This is a genomic window from Pseudomonas sp. GW821-FHT02H09, from assembly GCF_059421425.1.
Window position 1 is genome coordinate 293181 of record NZ_JBWKVA010000002.1, and the last position, 21362, is coordinate 314542.

A 21362-nucleotide genomic window follows, 5' to 3' on the forward strand; every position below is an offset into this window, starting at 1 on the left:
ATGCTCGATATCATCCAAACCTATGGGCTGTACTACCTGATCGGCCAGTATCCGAACGGCCCTCTGGGTGGCTTGTTGATGACCCTGATTCTGGCGGCATTGGCGCTGGTACTGGCCTTTCCAGTCGGGGTGCTGCTCGCACTTTGTCGCATCAGTCCGTTCGCGTTTTTACGCGTGCCGGTCACTGGGTTGGTGCATGTACTACGTGGCACCCCGTTGTTGATGGTGATCTTCTGGGCCTATTTCCTCCTGCCGACTATTACCGGTCAACGCACCGATCAATTCGGCACCATGCTTGCAGCCTTGGTGATTTTCGATGGGGTCTACCTCGCCGAAATCATCCGCGCCGGAATTCTTGGATTGCCGCGCGGGCAAATGGAAAGCGCTCGCTCACTGGGCTTCTCGTACCTGGCCTCGATGCTGTTGGTGATACTGCCCCAGGCCTTTCGCAACATGCTGCCCTCCCTGGTGAATCAGTTCGTCTCCACCATCAAGGAGACCTCGCTGGGCTACATCATCAGCCTCTCCGAAGTGTCGTTCGTCGCATCGCAGATCAGCGCTCAGCTGCCGACCAAACCGGTCGAGATCTATGCACTACTCGGCCTCACTTACTTCGTCATGTGCTTCAGCCTGTCGCGCTTCGCCTTCTGGCTGGAAAAGCATCTCGCCGTCCGTTCTGCAAAGGTTTAATCCCATGATCAAACTAGAAAACGTCAACAAGTGGTACGGCAGCTACCATGCTCTGGCTGACATCAACGAAACCGTGGCCAAAGGTGAAGTGGTCGTGGTCTGTGGCCCGTCTGGTTCAGGCAAGTCGACGATGATTCGCACCCTCAACCGGCTGGAAGCCATCCAGAGTGGCAACATTTTCATCGACGGCGTGGACATCTATGAGCGCTCCGTCAGTGTCAATGCACTGCGTAGCCGGATCGGCTTCGTGTTCCAGCAGTTCAATCTGTTTCCACACCTCACCGTGTTGCAAAACTGCACCCTGGCACCGCGCCGCTTGCGCAAGCTGCCCGCCAAGGAAGCGGACGACCTGGCCATGAGCCTGCTGGAGCGCGTCGGCCTGGCCCACAAGGCCGGCGCTTATCCCGGTGAGCTCTCGGGCGGTCAGCAACAGCGCGTGGCCATCGCCAGGGCACTGGCGATGAACCCGCCGGTGATGCTGTTCGATGAGCCCACCTCCGCGCTGGATCCGGAAATGGTCGGCGAGGTGCTGCAAGCGATGAAAGGTTTGGCTAAGGAAGGTATGACCATGGTCTGCGTCACTCACGAGATGGGCTTCGCCCGCGAAGTGGCCGATCGGGTGATCTTCATGGATCAGGGCAAGGTGCTCGAACGCGCGACGCCCGAGACATTTTTCCAGCATCCCGAGCACCCGCGTGCGCAGCGCTTCCTGTCCGATATTCGCTCGCCATTGGCCGGGGGCGGTATGTCGCTGGCGTCTTGAATGGAGTACAGCAGTGCGGCTCAACCGCCGCGCTGCTGTGCGTTGCCGGCAGTACTGACCCAGACGATCCGAACGTGGAAAAGTGACTATGCAGTTTGACGTTGAACCTGTCTTCGACCCGGATAGCTGCACCTACAGCTACCTGATCAGCGACCCGAAGACCCGCCGCTGCGCGATCATCGACCCGGTGCTTGACTACGATGCCGCCGCCGCCCGCATCTCGTATGCCAGTGCCGATCGCCTTATAGAGCAGGTGCGCGCCAACAAGCTTACGCTCGAGTGGATTCTGGAAACCCACGTGCATGCCGATCACCTCTCGGCCGCACGCTATCTGCAGGAGCAATTGGGCGGGCAGATCGGCATTGGCGATCGCATTCCCCTGGTGCAGAGCACCTTCGCCAGGCTTTTCGACGCCGAAGATGGATTCAAGGCAGACGGCAGTCAGTTCGACCGCCTGTTCGCCGACAGCGAAACATTCCACATCGGTGAGCTGGCCGTCCGCGTACTGCACACCCCCGGCCATACTCCGGCTTGCGTGACCTATCTGATCGAAGATGCGGCTTTCGTCGGCGACACCCTGTTCATGCCCGACTGCGGCACGGCCCGCTGCGACTTCCCCGGTGGCGACGCACATCAGTTGTACCGTTCGATTGGCCGGCTGTTCGAGCTGCCAGGTAGCACCCGCCTGTTCATGTGCCACGATTACAAATCCCCCAACCGCGACGTCTACCGTCACCAGACCACGGTGGACGAGGAGCGCGCGCACAACATCCATGTCGGCCAAGGCATCGGCGAAGTTGAATTCGTTGCCTTGCGCACTGCGCGTGACAAAACCCTGAATCAGCCCAGGCTGCTGCTGCCGTCAGTGCAGATCAACATGCGAGCCGGGGAGAGCCCCGTGGCGAAGGCCAATGGCATCAGCTACCTGAAGATTCCGCTCAATGTGTTCTGAATCCTTTTATTGAATTCAGGCAGCGCGACATGGATAACCTCTTTAAGAGTCTAAATGGCATGCAAGTCACCACTCATAGCAAAGATTTTGCAACAACCGGTCAAATAGCCCCGGAAGATCTCAACGAAGCGGCCAGGCTAGGGTTTAGCTCAATCATCTGTAACCGACCGGATCATGAAGGTGGCGCGGATCAACCTGCCAGCGCAGCCATTCAAGCCGAAGCCAAACGGCTGGGCCTGGACTTTGCCTATCTCCCGGTCCAGCCCAATAACATCAGCGACCGTGAAATCCAGCAGTTCGGCCAACTGTTGGGTACTCTACCTGCACCCGTTTTGGCGTTTTGTCGTACCGGTAATCGCTCAACCCAGCTCTACCAACAAGCGTCGGCGAGCGCCGCTCGCAGCGAAGTCGCCACAGGTCGCGCCGATATCAGCGCCGACATCGTGGTCATTGGTGGAGGATCGGCGGGCATCGGGGTCGTGGCAAGCCTGCTCAAGCGTGCTCCCGATCTGCAGATCACGCTCATTGAGCCCAATGACAAGCACTACTACCAACCGGCCTGGACGCTGGTTGGCGGGGGGGCGTATGACGTGCGCAAGACCGTCAGACCCATGTCGCAGGTCATTGCGCGTGGCGCAACCTGGATCAAGGCTGCTGTAGTCGAGGTCCTGCCAGACAGCAAGCGCCTGTCGCTGAGCGACGGTAAAAGCGTCGCTTATCAAAACCTCATCGTCTGCCCGGGGTTGAGGCTTGCCTGGGAAAAAATCGAAGGGCTGGAAGAAACCCTGGGCAAGAATGGGGTGACGTCCAACTACCGCTATGACCTATGCGCCTACACCTGGCAGCTGGTGAAGGGGTTACGCCGCGGTACAGCCCTCTTTTCCCAGCCAGCCATGCCGATCAAATGTGCCGGCGCCCCGCAAAAGGCCCTGTACCTTTCCTGCGATCATTGGCAAAAATCAGGCGTGCTGCAGGACATGGATGTCGAGTTCAATCTCGCTGGCGCAACGCTGTTCGGCGTGGCGGCCTTTGTCCCGCCACTGATGAAGTACATCGAGAAGTATCAAGCGCAGCTGAAATTCGGCTCGAATCTGGTCAAAGTCGACGGCCCGGCCAAAACAGCCTGGTTCGAAAGCCTGGACGAGCTCGGCAAGCCCACTCAGTGCGCCAAAAAATTCGACATGCTCCATGTGGTCCCGCCACAGGTGGCCCCCGACTTCATTCGCAGCAGCCCCTTGGCTGACTCAGCAGGCTGGTGCGAGGTAGATCCGGCGACGCTGCAACACAGCCGCTATCCGGACGTATTTGCGCTTGGCGATATCTGCTCCACCAGCAACGCCAAAACCGCTGCTGCAGCCCGCAAGCAAATCGTCGTAGTGGCCAACAACCTCCTGGCGTTGCGCCGCCATCAACCTATGTTGCTGCGCTACGACGGCTACGGGTCGTGCCCGCTCACGGTCGAAAAAGGCAAGGTGGTGCTCGCAGAGTTCGGCTACGGCGGGAAATTGCTGCCATCGTTCCCCCTGGACCCGACTGTAGCCCGGCAGTGCGCATGGTTCCTGAAAGCCAGATTCCTGCCCTGGTTTTACTGGAACGGCATGCTCAAGGGGCGTGAGTGGCTGACCAGTCTCTCCAAGGCTGAGTGAGGGTCCAGCATGCTACTTAGTGCAATGTTCGGGACAGTCATTGGCATCATTCTTGGCCTTACCGGTGCCGGTGGCGGCATTCTGGCCGTACCCGCACTGGTGATCGGCTTGGGCTGGTCCATGACGGCGGCAGCCCCTGTGGCGCTGTTTGCCGTCAGCGCTGCGGCGACGTTAGGGGCCATGGATGGACTCAGGAAAGGGCTGGTACGTTATCGTGCAGCCCTGGTGATGGCGCTGTTGGGCGCCGTGTTCTCGCCCCTGGGCGTGCACATTGCCCATTCGCTGCCCAACACTGTACTGATCTCCCTGTTCAGCATGGTGATGGTCGTTGTGGCGATACGCATGATTCGACAGACGCGCGGCAGTAAGGCTGAAACCGCAGACACTGAGCAGCGTTGGCAACACAAAAACTGCATGCTCAACCCTGAGACCGGCCGCCTACGCTGGACACTGAAATGCTCAACCACCTTAGCCCTCGTCGGCTCGCTCTCAGGGCTGTTAACGGGGATGCTCGGTGTGGGTGGAGGGTTCCTGATCGTGCCTGCATTTCAACAATTTTCAGACATCAGAATGCATGGCATCGTGGCTACCTCGCTCATGACCATTGCCCTGATCTCAGCCACTGCGGTGACGGGTGCTATTCACGCAGGTGCCCACATAACGGCTACAGGTGGGGTTTTTATAGCCACCAGTGTCGGCGGGATGCTGTTGGGAAGAATCATCTCTCCCAGGATTCCCGCCAAAGCCATACAACTCGGTTTTTCTGCGGTGTGCGTTGTGGTTGCTGGCTACCTGATGCTCAAAACCTGGATGTAGAAAACATAATCAGGATGGCCGCTGCTTACTTTTCCAGGGAGTGCGGCTGAATTACGTCTTCATCTGCCAGATGGCTGCGGGTATTCCATCCGGCGGCATTGCCTGACGTTGAATGCCCCCCAGCGACTACTACGCCTGGTTGGGAGAACCAAAGTCTGCACACGGCAACCAGACGAAAGCGGGATGAGGAAAACGGACAAACGGCTCTCTAAACAAGCAGAACCCCCCGAAAATCGGGGGGTTTAGGCATTGTGTCTAACTATGTTGTCTTGTGTCAGACAGACCGCTGGCTGTGGATAACTCACTCCACCGTTACAGATTTCGCCAGGTTGCGTGGCTGGTCAACGTCCGTGCCTTTGAGCACCGCGACGTAGTACGACAGCAGTTGCAGCGGGATGGTGTAGAGGATCGGCGACAGAATGTCGTGGATGTGTGGCATGTTGATAACGTGAGTACCTTCGCCATTGGTCATGCCGGCCTGTTCGTCAGCAAAGACGATCAACTCGCCGCCACGGGCGCGAACTTCCTGCAGGTTGGATTTGAGTTTCTCCAACAGCTCGTTGTTCGGCGCCACGGTGACCACCGGCATGTCGTTGTCGACCAGCGCCAATGGGCCGTGCTTCAGCTCACCGGCCGGATAAGCTTCAGCGTGAATGTAAGAGATTTCCTTGAGCTTGAGCGCACCTTCCATCGCCACAGGGTATTGCGCGCCACGGCCGAGGAACAGGGTGTGGTGTTTGTCGGCAAACAGCTCGGCAATTTTCTCGACCGTGCTGTCCATCGCCAGGGCTTCACCCAAGCGAGTCGGTAAGCGACGCAGCTCTTCAACCAGCTTGGCTTCCATACCATCTGCCAACGTGCCACGTACCTGGCCCAGGGACAGGGTCAGCAGCAACAGCCCGACCAGCTGAGTGGTGAAGGCTTTGGTCGAGGCCACGCCGATTTCGCGACCAGCCTGGGTCAGCAGGGTCAGATCGGACTCACGCACCAGTGAACTGATCCCAACGTTGCAGATCGCCAGGCTGGCGAGGAAGCCCAGCTCCTTGGCATTACGCAGCGCCGCCAAGGTGTCGGCAGTTTCGCCGGACTGCGAGATGGTCACGAACAGGGTGTCCGGTTGCACCACTACTTTTCGGTAGCGGAACTCGCTGGCGACTTCGACCTGGCACGGAATCCCGGCCAGCTCTTCCAGCCAGTAACGGGCAACCATACCGGCGTGATAGCTGGTACCGCAGGCGACGATCTGCACGTTACGGACCTTTGCAAACAGCTCTGCAGCCTGCTGACCGAATGCCTGGACCATTACCTGATTCTGGCTGAGACGACCTTCCAGCGTACGTTGCACCACAGACGGCTGTTCGTGGATTTCCTTGAGCATGAAGTGGCGGAACGCGCCCTTTTCGGCCGCTTCGGCGCCATCGCGATATTGCACGGCTTCGCGTTCGACCGACTGACCGTTGACGTCCCAGATCTGCACGCTATCGCGATGTATCTCAGCGATGTCGCCCTCTTCCAGGTACATGAAACGGTCGGTGACCTGCCGCAACGCCAATTGATCGGAAGCCAGGAAGTTTTCGCCCAGCCCCAGGCCGATCACCAACGGGCTGCCACTACGTGCCGCTACCAGGCGATCAGGTTGGCGGGCGCTGACAACCGCCAGGCCATAAGCGCCGTGCAGTTCTTTGACAGTGGCTTTGAGTGCCACGGTGAGGTCACTATGGTGTTTGAGTTTGTGGTCCAGCAGGTGGGCGATGACTTCGGTATCGGTCTCCGAAGTGAACACATAATCCAGCGCTTTCAATTGCTCGCGCAGAGCTTCATGGTTCTCGATGATGCCGTTGTGCACCACCGCCAGATCACCGGAGAAATGCGGGTGGGCATTGCGCTCGCACGGTGCGCCGTGAGTTGCCCAGCGAGTATGAGCGATACCGAGCCGACCTGTTAGCGGCTCACCGGCCAGGGCTTGCTCCAACTCGCTGACCTTGCCCGGGCGGCGAACGCGCTCAAGCTTGCCGGCATTACTGAAAACCGCCACGCCCGCGCTGTCATAACCGCGGTATTCCAGGCGCTTGAGGCCTTCGAGCAAAATGGCGGTGATATTCCGTTCAGCGACTGCGCCAACAATTCCACACATGCTATTTCTCCTGGCTGACTGCCGCGCAAATCAAGTTAATGCCGCGGGCCTGAATCTGTTCGCGTGCCTCGAGTGGCAAACGATCATCAGTAATAAGGGTATGGACGCTGCTCCATGGCAGCTCCAGGTTGGGGATTTTGCGGCCGATCTTGTCGGCCTCGACCATCACGATCACTTCACGGGCCACTTCCGCCATCACCCGGCTGAGGCCAAGCAGTTCGTTGAAAGTGGTGGTGCCACGAATCAGATCAATGCCATCGGCACCGATGAACAGCTGGTCGAAATCATAAGAGCGTAGTACCTGCTCGGCGACCTGCCCCTGGAAAGACTCTGAATGCGGGTCCCAGGTTCCGCCGGTCATCAACAGCACGGGTTCGTGCTCCAACTCGCTCAAGGCATTGGCAACATGCAGGGAGTTGGTCATGACCACCAGACCTGGCTGTTGGCCGAGTTCCGGGATCATCGCGGCGGTAGTGCTGCCGCTGTCGATAATGATCCGCGCGTGTTCGCGAATCCGCGTAACGGCGGCGCGTGCGATGGATTGCTTGAACTTCGAGACGGGCTGGCCGATCTCGCTGACCAACTCTTGCGGCATGGTGATCGCGCCACCATAGCGGCGCAACAACAGACCATTGCTCTCCAGGGCAGCCAGATCCTTGCGAATCGTGACTTCAGAGGTTTCGAAACGTTTGGCCAACTCATCCACACTGACTTCGCCCTGCTCATTGAGCAAAGCGAGAATGTTATGACGACGTTGTGGTGTATTTCGTTTCGACATGGACTTATAAGTTTCGTTTCGAAAGATAGCGAAGGCAATCAAAACCTATCTGAAGAAAATCGTCAAGCGGGCGGAATGAAAAAGATCTGTGGATAAAAGCATCGCGGGCAAGCCTCGCTCCTACAAATGATAACGTCTGTAGGAGCGAGGCTTGCCCGCGATAGCTATCTCATGAGCGCCACAGACGCCGAATCCGAAACGCTCTGTGGATAACTCAGCTCTTCTTGATTTTCACCGGCCGTTTCCAGCCATCGATATTGCGCTGACGAGCGCGGCCGACTGCCAACTGCTCGACACCCACGTCAGAAGTAATGGTCGAACCCGCCGCCGTGGTCGCTCCAGATGAGATATCCACAGGCGCCACCAACGAGTTGTTGGAGCCGATGAATACGTCTTCGCCCAGTATCGTCTTGAACTTGTTAGCGCCGTCATAGTTGCACGTGATGGTGCCAGCGCCAATATTGGTGCGCGCGCCGACCTCTGCGTCGCCCAGATAGGTCAAATGACCAGCCTTCGCGCCTTCGCCCAGGTGGGCATTCTTCAGCTCTACAAAGTTACCCACATGGGCGCGGGCTTCCAGCACAGTCCCCGGACGCAGTCGAGCAAACGGGCCGGCATCACTGCCCTCGCCCAGGACTGCACCTTCGATATGACTATTGGCCTTGATTACCGCACCTTTGCGCAGGGTGCTGTCTTTGATCACGCAGTTCGGACCGATGACCACATCATCTTCGATGACCACCCGACCTTCGAGAATCACGTTGATGTCGATCAGCACATCACGACCGACACTGACTTCGCCACGCACATCAAGGCGCGCCGGGTCACGCAACGTCACGCCCAGCGCCATCAAGCGACGACCTTCACGCAATTGGTAATGGCGTTCCAGCTCAGCGAGTTGCTTGCGATCGTTGGCGCCCTGCACTTCCATGGCGTCATGGGGTTGCTCGGTGGCGACGACCAGACCATCGTTGACCGCCATTTCGATCACATCGGTCAGGTAGTACTCGCCCTGGACGTTGTTGTTCGACAAGCGGCCCAGCCAATCAGCCAAACGCGCGCCAGGCACCGCGAGAATCCCGGTGTTGCCTTCGCAAATGGCCTTCTCGGCGTCAGAGGCATCCTTGTGTTCGACGATGGCAGTGACGTTACCCTCGGCATCGCGGACGATCCGGCCGTAACCGGTCGGGTCTGCCAGGGTTACGGTCAACAGTCCGAGTTGTTCAGGGCTGGCTTTCTTCAGCAGACGCTGGAGCGTCTCAACTTCAATCAGTGGCACATCACCGTAAAGGATCAGCACATTTTCAGCCGTCAGAAACGGCAAAGCCTGAGCGACGGCGTGACCCGTGCCGAGCTGCTTGTCCTGCAAGACGAAATTCAGATCGTCTGCGGCGAAACGTTCGCGCACCACATCGGCACCATGGCCGATGACTACGTGGATGCGCTGTGGATCAAGTTGCCGGGCGCTGTGGATAACATGACCAAGCATGGAATTGCCCGCGACCGGGTGGAGAACTTTCGGCAGTGCCGAACGCATGCGAGTGCCTTGACCGGCAGCGAGAATAACGATTTCGAGAGACATGACTGGCTACCAATCCTGGGTGGTCAGCGGCTGTGACCAGAAAGTGAATTGCACAAAAAGAAAAAGGGTAGCCGAGGCTACCCTTTTTAATCAATCACACAAAAAGCTGATGGCTTAGCCGCCGAACTTCTTGCGGATCTGCTGGACGGTGCGCAGCTGAGCTGCAGCCTCGGCCAGACGAGCGGCAGCAGAACCGTAATCGAACTCCGCGCCTCTTTCATGCAGGGCCTTCTCGGCAGCCTTGACGGCTTCCTGAGCGGAGGCTTCGTCCAGGTCGGCAGCACGTTGCACAGTGTCGGCAAGAACCTTGACCATGTTCGGCTGAACCTCGAGGTAACCACCGGAGATGTAAAACACCTCGGCTTCCCCACCCTGTTTGATCAGGCGGATCGGACCCGGCTTCAGTTCAGTGATCAGCGGAGCGTGACCTAGAGCGATACCAAGATCACCCAGGCTGCCGTGCGCGATCACCATCTCGACCAGACCGGAAAAGATTTCTCCTTCCGCGCTGACGATATCGCAATGGACTGTCATAGCCATCTGCTTGCCTCAACCTGATTAGCGCCCGTTGCCGGGCGCCGGGATTACAGTTTTTTGGCTTTCTCGATCGCTTCTTCGATGCTGCCGACCATGTAGAACGCTTGTTCTGGCAGGTGGTCGTAGTCACCGTTGAGGATGCCTTTGAAGCCAGCAATGGTGTCTTTCAGGGAAACGTATTTACCCGAAGCACCGGTGAAGACTTCAGCCACGAAGAACGGCTGCGACAAGAAGCGCTGGATCTTACGAGCACGGTTTACCAACTGTTTGTCGGCTTCCGACAGCTCGTCCATACCCAGGATCGCAATGATGTCCTTCAGCTCTTTGTAGCGCTGCAACACATACTGCACGCCGCGAGCGGTGTCGTAGTGTTCCTGGCCGATAACCATCGGGTCCAGCTGGCGCGAAGTCGAGTCCAGTGGATCGACCGCTGGGTAGATACCCAGGGAAGCGATGTCACGGGACAGTACGACGGTGGCGTCCAAGTGGGCGAAGGTGGTCGCTGGCGACGGGTCGGTCAAGTCATCCGCCGGTACGTATACCGCCTGGATCGAAGTGATCGAACCTTCCTTGGTCGAAGTGATACGTTCTTGCAGAACGCCCATCTCTTCAGCCAGGGTCGGCTGGTAACCTACTGCCGAAGGCATACGGCCCAGCAGTGCGGATACTTCAGTACCGGCCAGGGTGTAACGATAGATGTTGTCGACGAACAACAGTACGTCGTTACCTTCGTCACGGAACTTCTCGGCCATGGTCAGGCCAGTCAGTGCTACGCGCAGACGGTTACCCGGCGGCTCGTTCATCTGACCGTAAACCAGTGCAACTTTGTCCAGAACGTTGGAATCCTTCATCTCGTGGTAGAAGTCGTTACCCTCACGGGTACGCTCACCCACACCGGCGAACACGGAATAACCGCTGTGCTCGATGGCGATGTTACGGATCAGTTCCATCATGTTTACGGTTTTGCCTACACCGGCACCACCGAACAGACCGACTTTACCACCCTTGGCGAACGGGCAAACCAGGTCGATAACCTTGATACCGGTTTCCAGCAGGTCGTTGCCGCCAGCTTGTTCAGCGAAGGATGGCGCAGGACGGTGAATGCCCCAGCGCTCTTCGGTGTCAATCGGGCCTGCTTCGTCGATCGGGTTGCCCAGAACGTCCATGATCCGGCCCAGAGTCGCTTTACCGACCGGTACGGAGATGGCTGCGCCGGAGTCGATAACGCCCAGACCGCGCTTCAAGCCTTCGGTGGAACCCATCGCAATGGTACGAACTACGCCGTCGCCCAGCTGTTGCTGAACTTCCAGGGTAGTTTCCGCGCCTTGTACTTTCAGCGCGTTGTAGATGCTCGGTACGCTGTCGCGTGGAAATTCCACGTCGATAACGGCGCCGATGATTTGAACGATACGTCCGCTACTCATAGCTGGATCCTCTGAATATTTGAACCGTTAAACCGCGGCAGCGCCGCCGACGATTTCCGAGATCTCTTGGGTGATCGCAGCCTGACGCGCCTTGTTGTAGATCAGCTGCAAATCGCTGATCAAATCACCGGCGTTGTCGGTAGCGTTCTTCATCGCGATCATCCGCGCTGCTTGTTCAGCTGCGTTGTTCTCGACCACCGCCTGGTACACCTGCGACTCCACGTAGCGCACCATCAAGCCGTCAAGCAGCTCTTTGGCGTCTGGTTCGTAGAGGTAGTCCCAGTGATGCTTGAGTTCTTTTTCCGGGGTCGCCACCAATGGAATCAACTGCTCCACGGTAGGCTGTTGCGTCATGGTGTTGATGAACTTGTTGGATACCACGGACAGGCGGTCAATACGGCCGTCCAGGTAGGCATCCAGCATCACCTTGACGCTGCCGATCAGATCATTGATCGACGGCTCTTCACCCAGGTGGCTGATAGCAGCGACTACGTTACCGCCGAAGTTGCGGAAAAATGCCGCACCTTTGCTGCCGACCACGCACAGATCGATCTCTACGCCGCGTTCGCGGTTTACCGCCATGTCCTTGATCAAAGCCTTGAACAGGTTGGTATTCAAACCACCGCACAAACCACGGTCACTGCTCACTACGACATAACCGACGCGCTTGGTTTCGCGGTCGATCATGAACGGGTGGCGATATTCCGGGTTGGCGTTGGCCAGATGACCAATAACCTGGCGGATGCGCTCCGCGTAAGGACGGCTAGCAGCCATGCGCATTTGTGCCTTGCGCATTTTGCTGACCGCCACTTTTTCCATGGCGCTGGTGATCTTTTGCGTGCTTTTGATGCTCGCAATCTTACTGCGAATCTCTTTTGCGCCTGCCATGTAACACCTATCAGGTTAGCAAGCGGGAGCCTCTCGGCCCCCGCTGCGGCTTACCAGGTTTGGGTGGCCTTGAACTTTTCGATACCGGCTTTGAGGCCAGCGTCGATTTCGTCATTGAAGTCACCCTTCACGTTGATCTTCGCCATCAAATCGGCGTGATCGCGGTTGAAGTAAGCAATCATGGCCTGCTCGAAGCTACCGATTTTTTGAATCTCGACGTCAACCAGGAAGCCACGTTCAGCGGCATACAGGGACAACGACATGTCGGCGATGGACATCGGCGCATATTGCTTCTGCTTCATCAGCTCGGTAACGCGCTGACCATGCTCAAGCTGCTTGCGAGTGGCTTCGTCCAGGTCAGAAGCGAACTGAGCAAATGCAGCCAGTTCACGGTACTGAGCCAGAGCGGTACGGATACCACCGGAAAGCTTCTTGATGATCTTGGTCTGAGCGGCACCACCCACACGGGATACCGAAACACCGGCGTTCACAGCCGGACGGATCCCGGAGTTGAACATGGCCGATTCCAGGAAGATCTGACCGTCGGTGATGGAAATCACGTTGGTCGGAACGAACGCGGAAACATCGCCAGCCTGGGTTTCAATGATTGGCAGAGCGGTCAAAGAACCGGTCTTGCCAGTCACGGCACCGTTGGTGAACTTCTCTACGTACTCTTCCGAAACGCGGGATGCACGCTCCAGCAGACGGGAGTGGAGATAGAACACGTCGCCTGGGTAAGCTTCACGGCCTGGTGGACGGCGCAGCAGCAGGGAAATCTGGCGGTAGGCCACTGCTTGCTTGGAGAGATCGTCATAAACGATCAGCGCGTCTTCACCGCGGTCACGGAAGTATTCGCCCATGGTGCAACCGGAGTACGGTGCCAGGAATTGCAGCGCAGGAGATTCGGAAGCACTGGCAGCCACGATGATCGTGTTTGCCAGGGCGCCGTTTTCTTCCAGCTTGCGAACCACGTTAGCGATGGTCGATTGTTTCTGACCGATTGCTACGTAGACGCAAAAGATGCCGCTGTTTTTCTGGTTGATGATCGCGTCGATCGCCAGAGCGGTTTTACCGATCTGACGGTCACCGATGATCAGCTCACGCTGGCCACGGCCGACAGGGATCATGGCATCGACAGCCTTGTAGCCAGTCTGTACAGGCTGGTCTACCGACTTACGCCAAATCACGCCTGGTGCAACTTTCTCGACCGCATCGGTCTCGGTGTTGTTCAGCGGACCTTTGCCGTCAACTGGGTTACCCAGTGCGTCGACTACGCGACCCAGCAGTTCCTTACCAACTGGAACTTCGAGGATGCGGCCAGTGCACTTGGCGCTCATGCCTTCAGCCAGAGACTGGTAAGAGCCCAATACAACGGCGCCTACAGAGTCTTGCTCCAGGTTGAGGGCCATACCGAAGACGCCGCCCGGAAACTCGATCATCTCGCCGTACATAACGTCGGCCAGACCGTGAATCCGCACGATACCGTCAGATACGCTGACGACAGTGCCTTCGTTACGGGCTTGGGAGGTCACATCGAGCTTGTCGATGCGGCCCTTGATAATTTCACTTATTTCGGAAGGATTGAGTTGCTGCATTGCTCTGCTGCCCCTTCAAACTCAAGATTTCAATGCTTCGGCAAGGTTCGCGAGTTTGCCGCGAATCGAGCCATCGATAACCAGGTCGCCGGCGCGAATGATGACACCACCGATAAGGGTGGCATCCTCCGCAACTTGCAGGCGCACTTCCCGGTCGAGTCGTGCACTGAGAACCTTGGCGAGTTTGTCTTGCTGTTCTTGGTTCAATGCAAAAGCACTGGTGACTTCCACGTCTACCGATTTCTCTTGTTCGGCCTTGTACAGGTCAAACAGAGCGGCGATCTCCGGCAAAAGCTGAAGACGGTCGTTCTCGGCTGCAACGTGAATGAAGTTCTGTACCTTCACATCAAACTTCTCGCCACACACGTCAATAAACGTGGTGGCCTTGTCTGCGCTCGTCAGTCGCGGGGCCTTGAGCACGCGCTGCATGGTGTCGTCTTGCGACACTGCTGCAGCCAGGCCGAGCATGGCTGACCAAGAGGCCAGCTGCTGGTGGGCCTGGGCGTGCTCGAAGGCTGCCTTAGCGTAAGGTCGGGCCAACGTGGTCAGTTCTGCCATGATCGCCCTCGCTTAAATTTCAGCAGCCAGTTTGTTAACCAGCTCCGCGTGCGCGTTTTGATCGATTGTGGCACCCAGGATCTTCTCGGCACCGCCAACGGCCAGAGCACCCAGTTGGGCACGCAGCGCGTCTTTGACACCATTCAGTTCCTGCTCGATCTCGGCCTGAGCCTGAACCTTCACACGTTCAGCATCGACACGGGCTTTATCAACAGCCTCATCGACGATCTGATTACCGCGTTTCTTGGCTTGCTCAATGATTTCGGCTGCCTGAGCTTTTGCTTCGCGCAGTTGTTGACCCACTTTATCTTGGGCCAATTCCAGGTCGCGAGCTGCTCGGGCGGCAGCGTCCAGTCCATCCGCGATCTTCTTCTGACGTTCGTGCAAAGCCGCGATGACCGGAGGCCACACGAACTTCATGCAAAACAGTACAAAAATGAAGAACGCAACGGACTGGCCAATCAGGGTTGCATTAATGTTCACGCCAACACCTCGCTCGTTCGTTGTCCATCACACTTGCTCAACTCGAAAAACCGAGTAATTAGTGAGCGAGTTGACCAACGAAAGGGTTCGCGAAGGTGAAGAACAGAGCGATACCAACGCCGATCATGGTTACGGCGTCGAGCAGACCGGCAACGATGAACATTTTAACTTGCAGCATTGGAACCATTTCTGGCTGACGCGCTGCGCCTTCCAGGAACTTGCCGCCCAACAGGCCGAAACCAATTGCGGTACCCAGTGCGCCCAGGCCGATCAACAGTGCAACAGCGATAGCGGTTAGACCAACTACAGTTTCCATCTTTCCTCCCGACTTTTACGTCGTATGGTTTAGGTTTTTTAGATTAAAGCGGTAAAACAAAATCGTTTGATACATCAGCCCCAATGGGCACCCTCGCGCCAAAACGAGAGGGTCATCAGACTCGCCAGGCGGGTCTTAATGGTTCTCTTCGTGCGCCATCGACAGATAGACGATGCTGAGCATCATGAAGATAAACGCTTGCAGGGTGATGATCAGGATGTGGAATACAGCCCACGCCCATTGCAGCACCACGCCCAGGCCGCTGAGCCAGAGCAGGCCGCTGCCGAACATGACAGCGATCAGGATGAACACCAGCTCGCCAGCGTACATGTTGCCGAACAGACGCAGTGCCAGAGAGATCGGTTTGGCAACCAGCGTCACGAATTCAAGCAGGAAGTTCACCGGAATCAGCAGAGCCTGAACGAAAATGTTCTTGCTGCCGAACGGGTGAAGGGTCAGTTCGCCGATGAAACCGCCGATGCCCTTGACCTTGATGCTATAGCAAATGATCAACGCGAACACCGACAGGGACATGCCCAGAGTCGCGTTCGGGTCAGTGGTCGCAACGGCGCGGAAGACCAGATGTTGGTCCCCGGAAATCATTGCGGCCAGTTTAGGAATCCAGTCGACCGGTACCAGGTCGATAGCGTTCATCAGGAATACCCAGACAAAAATCGTCAGGGCCAATGGCGCGATCAACGGGTTACGGCCGTGAAAGGTGTCTTTCACGCTGCCGTCGACGAACTCGATCAGAACTTCAACAAAGTTTTGCAAAGCACCTGGTTGACCGGAAGTCGCCTTCTTTGCCGCCATGCGGAAAAGAAGGACGAAAATCAGACCCAACGCAACAGACCAGCCGAGGGTATCGACGTGGAATGCCCAGAAGCCCATTTCTTTGGCTTCTGCTGCGGTGTGGGCAAAACCCCAGCCACCGTTAGGTAGATGACCGAAGGTCAGGTTCTGCAAGTGGTGCTGGATATAGCCCGAAGCGGTTTCTGCTGCCATGGTTGCCTCAAACGCCCTAAGGTCTCGAAAGTCTTGTTTTCATTAGCAGGGGAGCGAACCAGCTGACCAGTTGGGTCAGCACGAAGACGCCAAATACAGCTAATGGCGCCAATGGCTTCACACCTGCAAACGTCAGTGCAAACAGCACAGCCGTCAAAATCAGTTTGCCCGCCTCGCCAGCATAAAAAGACCGGACGATGGCTTGAGCTGCTCGGGCGCCGGAAAACCGAAATGCCCTGTGAGCGAAATACACATTGGGCAGCAAGGCTATCAGTCCTCCGCAGAGTCCCGAGTATCCGGCTACGACTCCATGCCATCGCCAGAGCGCCAAAGCGGCGAGCAGCAAAACGACAAATTGAGCCAATAACACCGGAAATACCGCCAAGCGATGGAACGGCAAGCGGTTTGGCGTGCGGCTTTCCATCACTATTGCCCCCCAAGGGCCGGCTACCAAAATTCAATAACTTGGCATAATTTGTGCCGACAAAATGCGCGCAGAGTATAGGGGCGGTTCTGCCCCTATTCAACTGCCAGGTAGTGATTTCCGTCTGCGCGCTACATATGGTTTTGTTTCAGCGGATGTGTGCGAGAACGCCTTGCAACTCATCGAGTGAGTTATAACCGATGACCAACTGTCCTTTGCCCTTCTTTCCGTGGCGGATCTGCACCGCAGAGCCCAGGCGCTCAGCCAGACGCTGCTCGAGACGGGCAATATCAGGGTCAGGTTTGGTGGGTTCGGCAGGCTCCTGTTTACCACTCAACCACTGGCGAACCAGGGCTTCAGTCTGGCGAACAGTCAGGCCACGTGCGACAACGTGTCGCGCCCCTTCAACCTGTTGATTTTCCGGCAAACCCAGCAATGCACGTGCATGACCCATTTCCAGGTCACCATGGGACAGCATCGTCTTGATTACTTCAGGCAACGTGATCAAGCGCAGCAAGTTGGCCACGGTCACGCGGGATTTACCCACCGCTTCGGCGACTTGCTGCTGAGTCAGCTGGAATTCCTGCTGCAAGCGCTGCAGGGCGACCGCTTCCTCGATAGGGTTGAGGTCTTCGCGCTGGATGTTCTCAATCAGCGCCATGGCGATCGCGGTCTCATCCGGCACATCGCGCACCATCGCCGGGATGGTTTCCTGACCGGCTTGTTGACTGGCACGCCAGCGGCGTTCGCCAGCAATGATTTCAAAGCGACCACCACCGATCGGGCGAACCACAATCGGCTGCATCACACCCTGTGCCTTGATCGACTGAGCCAGTTCTTCCAGCGCTTGTGGATCCATGTCCCGACGTGGCTGGTATTTGCCACGTTGAATCAGGTCCAACGGCAAGTGCTGCAGCTCACGCTGATCTGCCTGTACCGCCTGCTCTTCCAGCAAGCTGACAGTCGGACCACTCAGCAGTGCATCCAGTCCACGTCCGAGACCTCGTTTCTTGACGGCCATGGGGATTCCTTAAGTTGCCTGAGCAGCGGCGGTGCGTGAGTTTTTGCGTTGGCGACGAACCATCTCGCCCGCCAGGGCCAGATAGGCCAGCGCGCCACGGGATTGTTTGTCGTACGCCAGAGCCGGCATGCCATAACTCGGTGCTTCGGCCAGACGAATGTTGCGCGGAATCACAGTGTCGTACAGCTGCTCACCGAAGTGTTCCTTGAGCTGGGCTGAAACGTCGTTCATCAGGCTCAGGCGCGGGTCATACATGGTCCGCAGCAAGCCTTCGATTTTCAGGTTCGGGTTCAGCAGTTCAGCGATACGCTTGATGTTATCCACAAGGTCGCTCAGACCTTCCAGTGCGAAATACTCGCACTGCATGGGGATAATCACGCCATCGGAAGCCACCAGAGCGTTGAGCGTGAGCATCGACAGCGATGGCGGGCAGTCGATCAGAATGTAATCGTAATTCTCACGGATCGGCGCCAGGGCGCTGCGCAGACGGCTTTCTTTCATCTGCATTTCCAGCAGAACGACTTCTGCCGCAGTCAGATCGCGGTTGGCCGGTAGCAGTTGATAACCGCCATGCTCGGAAAAATGCATGGCCTGGGCCAGATCGCATTCACCGATCAGCAGGTCATAGACCGAATTTTCCAGGCCGTGTTTATCCACACCGCTACCCATGGTGGCGTTGCCCTGTGGATCGAGATCGATCAACAGCACCCGACGCTTGGTCGCGACCAGGGATGCTGCGAGGTTGATGCAGGTGGTGGTCTTGCCCACACCACCCTTTTGGTTCGCTATCGCGAATACCTTAGCCATTCTTGCTTGTGTTCCCAATCATGCCGTGCGGCGCAGTATCAGCAGATGGCGTTGGCCTTGGCAACCAGGTACGGCCAGGGCGTGTTCGCTATCGAGGTGGAAGTCTGCCGGCAATGCTACCAGCTCATCCGCAGGATGAACGCCCTTCATTGCCAGCCAACGTGTGTCGCTATCGCCTAAGTGGCGAGTCCAGTTGCTGAAGTTCTCCATACTGCTGAACGCCCGGGAAATGATCCCGTTGAATGGCAGTTCAGGCTGGAAGGCTTCGACGCGACTGTGGATAACTTGCAGGTTATCCAGTTTTAGTTCGAGTTTGACCTGGGTCAGAAAACGGGTTTTCTTGCCATTGCTGTCCAGGCAGGTCACTTGTGACTCGGGAAACAGGATTGCCAACGGGATGCCAGGCATCCCGCCGCCGCTACCGACATCCAGCCAGCGACCGTTTTCGATGAAGGACATCACGCTCAGGCTGTCGAGCAAATGCCGTGAAACCATTTCGTCCGGATCACGTACTGCCGTGAGGTTGTAAGCCTTGTTCCATTTTATCAACAGGGCCAGGTAGTCCAGCAGCTGCGCATGTTGGGCGTCTGTCAGGCTGACACCCAGCTGGCGAGCGCCTGTGGATAACTCTTCGGCGTGTTGCGAGGTGACCAACGAACTCAAGCGCTTTGCTCCAACTGACGGCCCGCGCCGCGTTTTTTCAAATGAATCATCAGCAGCGAAATCGCTGCCGGGGTAACGCCCGGAATCCGCGAAGCCTGGCCCAGGGTCTCCGGGCGGGTCGCGCCGAGCTTGCTTTGAATCTCTTTGGAAAGCCCCGAGATGTTCGTGTAATCGATATCCACAGGCAACCTGGTGTCTTCGCTGGCCCGCAGGCGAGCGATTTCATCTTGCTGGCGATCGATGTAGCCGGCGTATTTGGTCTTGATTTCAACCTGCTCGGCGACTTGTGGATCTTCCGTGCCCGCGCCAGTCACCGAGATCAGACCAGCGTAGTCGATTTCCGGACGGGTCAGCAGGTTCAGCAAGTTGTATTCGTGAGTCAGCGGCGTGCCGAATTTTTCAGAGATTGCATCGCCTTGTTCGGTGCCAGGGCGAACCCAGGTACTTTTCAGACGCTGTTCTTCCAGCTCGATGCTTTCGCGTTTCTTGCAGAAAGCCGCCCAACGCACGTCATCCACCAGACCCAATTCGCGACCTTTTTCGGTCAAACGCAGGTCCGCGTTGTCTTCGCGCAGGATCAAGCGGTATTCGGCGCGGGAGGTGAACATCCGGTACGGTTCCTGAGTACCCAGGGTAATCAGGTCGTCGACCAATACGCCGATGTATGCCTCGTCGCGACGCGGGCACCAGCTGTCTTTGCCCTGGGCACGCAGTGCCGCGTTGGTGCCGGCCAGCAAACCCTGGGCACCGGCTTCTTCGTAACCGGTGGTGCCGTTGATCTGCCCGGCGAAGAACAGACCGCCGATGACTTTGGTTTCCAGGCTGTACTTCAGGTCTCGCGGATCGAAGTAGTCGTACTCGATGGCGTAGCCCGGGCGAACAATGTGAGCGTTTTCCATGCCACGGATCGATTGCACGATCTGCAGCTGCACATCAAACGGCAAGGATGTGGATATCCCGTTCGGGTACAGCTCGTGAGTGGTCAATCCTTCCGGTTCGATGAAGACCTGGTGGCTTTCCTTGTCGGCAAAGCGGTGGATCTTGTCTTCGATCGACGGGCAGTAACGCGGACCGATACCTTCGATCACCCCGGAATACATCGGCGAACGATCGAGGTTCGAGGCGATGATCTCGTGTGTACGGGCATTGGTGTGGGTAATCCAGCAACTGACCTGCGCTGGATGCTGTTCTTTGGACCCCAGGAACGACATCACCGGAATCGGCGTATCGCCGGGTTGCTCGGTCATTACCGAAAAGTCCACAGAGCGGCCATCGATACGCGGTGGCGTACCGGTTTTCAGGCGACCCACGCGCAAAGGCAGTTCACGCAGACGATGTGCCAGGGCGATCGACGGTGGATCGCCGGCACGACCGCCGGAATAATTCTGCATCCCGATGTGGATAAGTCCGCCGAGGAAGGTGCCAGTGGTCAACACCACGGAGTCTGCGAAGAAACGCAGGCCCATTTGGGTGACAACACCACGCACTTGTTCCTGTTCAACGATCAGGTCATCGGCAGCCTGTTGAAATATCCACAGGTTCGGCTGGTTCTCGAGAATCTCGCGTACAGCGGCCTTGTACAGAACGCGGTCGGCCTGGGCACGAGTAGCGCGCACGGCTGGGCCTTTGCGGCTGTTCAACACACGAAACTGAATACCACCTTTATCGGTAGCCATGGCCATCGCGCCACCAAGGGCATCGATTTCCTTGACCAGATGGCTCTTGCCGATCCCGCCAATCGCGGGATTGCAGCTCATTGCTCCGAGGGTTTCCACGTTATGCGTAAGCAGCAGGGTTTTTACCCCCATGCGTGCTGACGCAAGTGCAGCCTCGGTACCGGCATGACCGCCGCCGATGACGATCACTTCAAAACGGGAAGGGAAATCCACCACGCACCTCGTGCCTGCTTCTATGGGTTATTCGGATAGACCGGCAAGTATAGGGACTTCGACCTTCTTAAAGAACCCTTTGCACAAAATTTAACCAGCTGTGGATGAATCACAGATAATAGAAATTAAAAGAGAGAGATTTATTAAATCTTTGTTTTTATGTTTATTTCTACTGAGCCTGTATTCTGTGGATAGATCTATACAGGCCTTTATTTTCAATGTGTACAGAGATTTATAAGTCTGTGGTTAGGTGGCAATGAGGCCCTTGGATAACCGGTTTAAGCCTGTGGGTAAAAGTGATGGTTGTCCACAGGCGGGGTTTTCCTCAGTTTTCTGGCCCTGTTATCAACTGAGCCTAAGGGCGGTTATTCACAGGGCTTAATCCACAGAA

At 57.0% G+C, this 21362-nt stretch carries 21 protein-coding genes and 1 pseudogene; 6 read left to right on the forward strand and 16 right to left on the reverse strand.

Going from position 1 to position 21362, the window contains the following annotated elements:
• The 6 genes and pseudogenes from AC07VR_RS03855 to AC07VR_RS03880 all read left to right on the forward strand — a co-directional run bounded on the left by AC07VR_RS03855 (position 1) and on the right by AC07VR_RS03880 (position 4867).
• Positions 1–690: an amino acid ABC transporter permease gene (locus tag AC07VR_RS03855; protein ID WP_494991027.1), complete on the forward strand. Its 690-nt coding sequence runs from the start codon at positions 1–3 to the stop codon at positions 688–690.
• 4 nt (positions 691–694) lie between these two features.
• Entirely contained in the window at positions 695–1453 is a 759-nt protein-coding gene (locus AC07VR_RS03860) for an amino acid ABC transporter ATP-binding protein (RefSeq protein ID WP_494991028.1), read from the forward strand.
• A gap of 88 nt (positions 1454–1541) precedes the next feature.
• Positions 1542–2405: an MBL fold metallo-hydrolase gene (locus tag AC07VR_RS03865; RefSeq protein ID WP_495010504.1), complete on the forward strand. Its 864-nt coding sequence runs from the start codon at positions 1542–1544 to the stop codon at positions 2403–2405.
• A 59-nt stretch (positions 2406–2464) separates the two neighbouring features.
• Positions 2465–2791 (forward strand): annotated as a pseudogene (locus AC07VR_RS03870) (protein tyrosine phosphatase family protein); the annotation flags it as partial.
• A gap of 42 nt (positions 2792–2833) precedes the next feature.
• Positions 2834–4051, forward strand: a complete 1218-nt coding sequence (locus tag AC07VR_RS03875; protein WP_495010569.1) for an NAD(P)/FAD-dependent oxidoreductase — start codon at positions 2834–2836, stop codon at positions 4049–4051.
• A 9-nt stretch (positions 4052–4060) separates the two neighbouring features.
• Positions 4061–4867: a sulfite exporter TauE/SafE family protein gene (locus AC07VR_RS03880; RefSeq protein WP_494991031.1), complete on the forward strand. Its 807-nt coding sequence runs from the start codon at positions 4061–4063 to the stop codon at positions 4865–4867.
• 301 nt (positions 4868–5168) lie between these two features.
• Here the strand turns inward: AC07VR_RS03880 and glmS are convergent, their stop codons facing one another.
• The 16 genes from glmS to mnmG form a co-directional block, all read right to left on the reverse strand.
• Positions 5169–7001, reverse strand: a complete 1833-nt coding sequence (gene glmS, locus AC07VR_RS03885) for a glutamine--fructose-6-phosphate transaminase (isomerizing) (RefSeq protein ID WP_494991032.1) — start codon at positions 6999–7001, stop codon at positions 5169–5171.
• A 1-nt stretch (position 7002) separates the two neighbouring features.
• The gene (locus tag AC07VR_RS03890) at positions 7003–7779 is read right to left on the reverse strand and encodes a DeoR/GlpR family DNA-binding transcription regulator (protein ID WP_494991033.1); all 777 of its coding nucleotides are present in this window, start codon (positions 7777–7779) and stop codon (positions 7003–7005) included.
• A gap of 214 nt (positions 7780–7993) precedes the next feature.
• Positions 7994–9361 carry a bifunctional UDP-N-acetylglucosamine diphosphorylase/glucosamine-1-phosphate N-acetyltransferase GlmU gene (gene glmU, locus AC07VR_RS03895; protein ID WP_495010505.1) on the reverse strand — a complete coding sequence of 456 codons (1368 nt, stop codon included), beginning with the start codon at positions 9359–9361 and terminating at the stop codon, positions 7994–7996.
• Positions 9362–9475: 114 nt separating this feature from the next.
• Entirely contained in the window at positions 9476–9901 is a 426-nt protein-coding gene (locus AC07VR_RS03900; RefSeq protein ID WP_494991035.1) for a F0F1 ATP synthase subunit epsilon, read from the reverse strand.
• A 44-nt stretch (positions 9902–9945) separates the two neighbouring features.
• On the reverse strand, positions 9946–11322 hold the full coding sequence (gene atpD / locus AC07VR_RS03905) for a F0F1 ATP synthase subunit beta (RefSeq protein ID WP_494991036.1): 1377 nt from the start codon (positions 11320–11322) through the stop codon (positions 9946–9948).
• Positions 11323–11349: 27 nt separating this feature from the next.
• Complete coding sequence (gene atpG, locus AC07VR_RS03910) at positions 11350–12210, reverse strand: F0F1 ATP synthase subunit gamma (RefSeq protein WP_494991037.1); 861 nt, start codon at positions 12208–12210, stop codon at positions 11350–11352.
• 50 nt (positions 12211–12260) lie between these two features.
• Positions 12261–13805, reverse strand: a complete 1545-nt coding sequence (gene atpA / locus AC07VR_RS03915; protein ID WP_494991038.1) for a F0F1 ATP synthase subunit alpha — start codon at positions 13803–13805, stop codon at positions 12261–12263.
• Between the two features lie 21 nt (positions 13806–13826).
• Positions 13827–14363 (reverse strand): F0F1 ATP synthase subunit delta, encoded by a 537-nt coding sequence (locus AC07VR_RS03920; RefSeq protein WP_495010506.1) that lies wholly within the window; start codon positions 14361–14363, stop codon positions 13827–13829.
• Positions 14364–14375: 12 nt separating this feature from the next.
• Positions 14376–14846 (reverse strand): F0F1 ATP synthase subunit B, encoded by a 471-nt coding sequence (locus AC07VR_RS03925; protein ID WP_494991040.1) that lies wholly within the window; start codon positions 14844–14846, stop codon positions 14376–14378.
• A 58-nt stretch (positions 14847–14904) separates the two neighbouring features.
• Positions 14905–15162, reverse strand: coding sequence for a F0F1 ATP synthase subunit C (gene atpE, locus AC07VR_RS03930; protein ID WP_019694395.1), 258 nt, complete (start codon positions 15160–15162; stop codon positions 14905–14907).
• 135 nt (positions 15163–15297) lie between these two features.
• Positions 15298–16167, reverse strand: coding sequence for a F0F1 ATP synthase subunit A (gene atpB / locus AC07VR_RS03935; RefSeq protein ID WP_494991041.1), 870 nt, complete (start codon positions 16165–16167; stop codon positions 15298–15300).
• Positions 16168–16183: 16 nt separating this feature from the next.
• Complete coding sequence (locus tag AC07VR_RS03940; RefSeq protein WP_494991042.1) at positions 16184–16591, reverse strand: F0F1 ATP synthase subunit I; 408 nt, start codon at positions 16589–16591, stop codon at positions 16184–16186.
• 148 nt (positions 16592–16739) lie between these two features.
• Positions 16740–17612 carry a ParB/RepB/Spo0J family partition protein gene (locus AC07VR_RS03945; RefSeq protein ID WP_495010507.1) on the reverse strand — a complete coding sequence of 291 codons (873 nt, stop codon included), beginning with the start codon at positions 17610–17612 and terminating at the stop codon, positions 16740–16742.
• A 9-nt stretch (positions 17613–17621) separates the two neighbouring features.
• Positions 17622–18419: a ParA family protein gene (locus tag AC07VR_RS03950; RefSeq protein WP_494991044.1), complete on the reverse strand. Its 798-nt coding sequence runs from the start codon at positions 18417–18419 to the stop codon at positions 17622–17624.
• Positions 18420–18437: 18 nt separating this feature from the next.
• Positions 18438–19082, reverse strand: a complete 645-nt coding sequence (gene rsmG, locus AC07VR_RS03955; protein WP_494991045.1) for a 16S rRNA (guanine(527)-N(7))-methyltransferase RsmG — start codon at positions 19080–19082, stop codon at positions 18438–18440.
• Positions 19079–20971: a tRNA uridine-5-carboxymethylaminomethyl(34) synthesis enzyme MnmG gene (mnmG, locus tag AC07VR_RS03960; protein ID WP_494991046.1), complete on the reverse strand. Its 1893-nt coding sequence runs from the start codon at positions 20969–20971 to the stop codon at positions 19079–19081. Before mnmG ends, rsmG begins: the two co-directional genes overlap by 4 nt.
• Positions 20972–21362: the final 391 nt, after the last annotated feature.

Coding starts and splice junctions, on each gene's coding strand:
- AC07VR_RS03855 (WP_494991027.1), top strand. CDS start 1: ATGCTCGATATCATCCAAACCTATGGGCTGTACTACCTGATCGGCCAG.
- AC07VR_RS03860 (WP_494991028.1), top strand. CDS start 695: ATGATCAAACTAGAAAACGTCAACAAGTGGTACGGCAGCTACCATGCT.
- AC07VR_RS03865 (WP_495010504.1), top strand. CDS start 1,542: ATGCAGTTTGACGTTGAACCTGTCTTCGACCCGGATAGCTGCACCTAC.
- AC07VR_RS03880 (WP_494991031.1), top strand. CDS start 4,061: ATGCTACTTAGTGCAATGTTCGGGACAGTCATTGGCATCATTCTTGGC.
- glmS (WP_494991032.1), bottom strand. CDS start 7,001: ATGTGTGGAATTGTTGGCGCAGTCGCTGAACGGAATATCACCGCCATT.
- AC07VR_RS03890 (WP_494991033.1), bottom strand. CDS start 7,779: ATGTCGAAACGAAATACACCACAACGTCGTCATAACATTCTCGCTTTG.
- glmU (WP_495010505.1), bottom strand. CDS start 9,361: ATGTCTCTCGAAATCGTTATTCTCGCTGCCGGTCAAGGCACTCGCATG.
- AC07VR_RS03900 (WP_494991035.1), bottom strand. CDS start 9,901: ATGGCTATGACAGTCCATTGCGATATCGTCAGCGCGGAAGGAGAAATC.
- atpD (WP_494991036.1), bottom strand. CDS start 11,322: ATGAGTAGCGGACGTATCGTTCAAATCATCGGCGCCGTTATCGACGTG.
- atpG (WP_494991037.1), bottom strand. CDS start 12,210: ATGGCAGGCGCAAAAGAGATTCGCAGTAAGATTGCGAGCATCAAAAGC.
- atpA (WP_494991038.1), bottom strand. CDS start 13,805: ATGCAGCAACTCAATCCTTCCGAAATAAGTGAAATTATCAAGGGCCGC.
- AC07VR_RS03920 (WP_495010506.1), bottom strand. CDS start 14,363: ATGGCAGAACTGACCACGTTGGCCCGACCTTACGCTAAGGCAGCCTTC.
- atpE (WP_019694395.1), bottom strand. CDS start 15,162: ATGGAAACTGTAGTTGGTCTAACCGCTATCGCTGTTGCACTGTTGATC.
- atpB (WP_494991041.1), bottom strand. CDS start 16,167: ATGGCAGCAGAAACCGCTTCGGGCTATATCCAGCACCACTTGCAGAAC.
- AC07VR_RS03940 (WP_494991042.1), bottom strand. CDS start 16,591: ATGGAAAGCCGCACGCCAAACCGCTTGCCGTTCCATCGCTTGGCGGTA.
- AC07VR_RS03945 (WP_495010507.1), bottom strand. CDS start 17,612: ATGGCCGTCAAGAAACGAGGTCTCGGACGTGGACTGGATGCACTGCTG.
- AC07VR_RS03950 (WP_494991044.1), bottom strand. CDS start 18,419: ATGGCTAAGGTATTCGCGATAGCGAACCAAAAGGGTGGTGTGGGCAAG.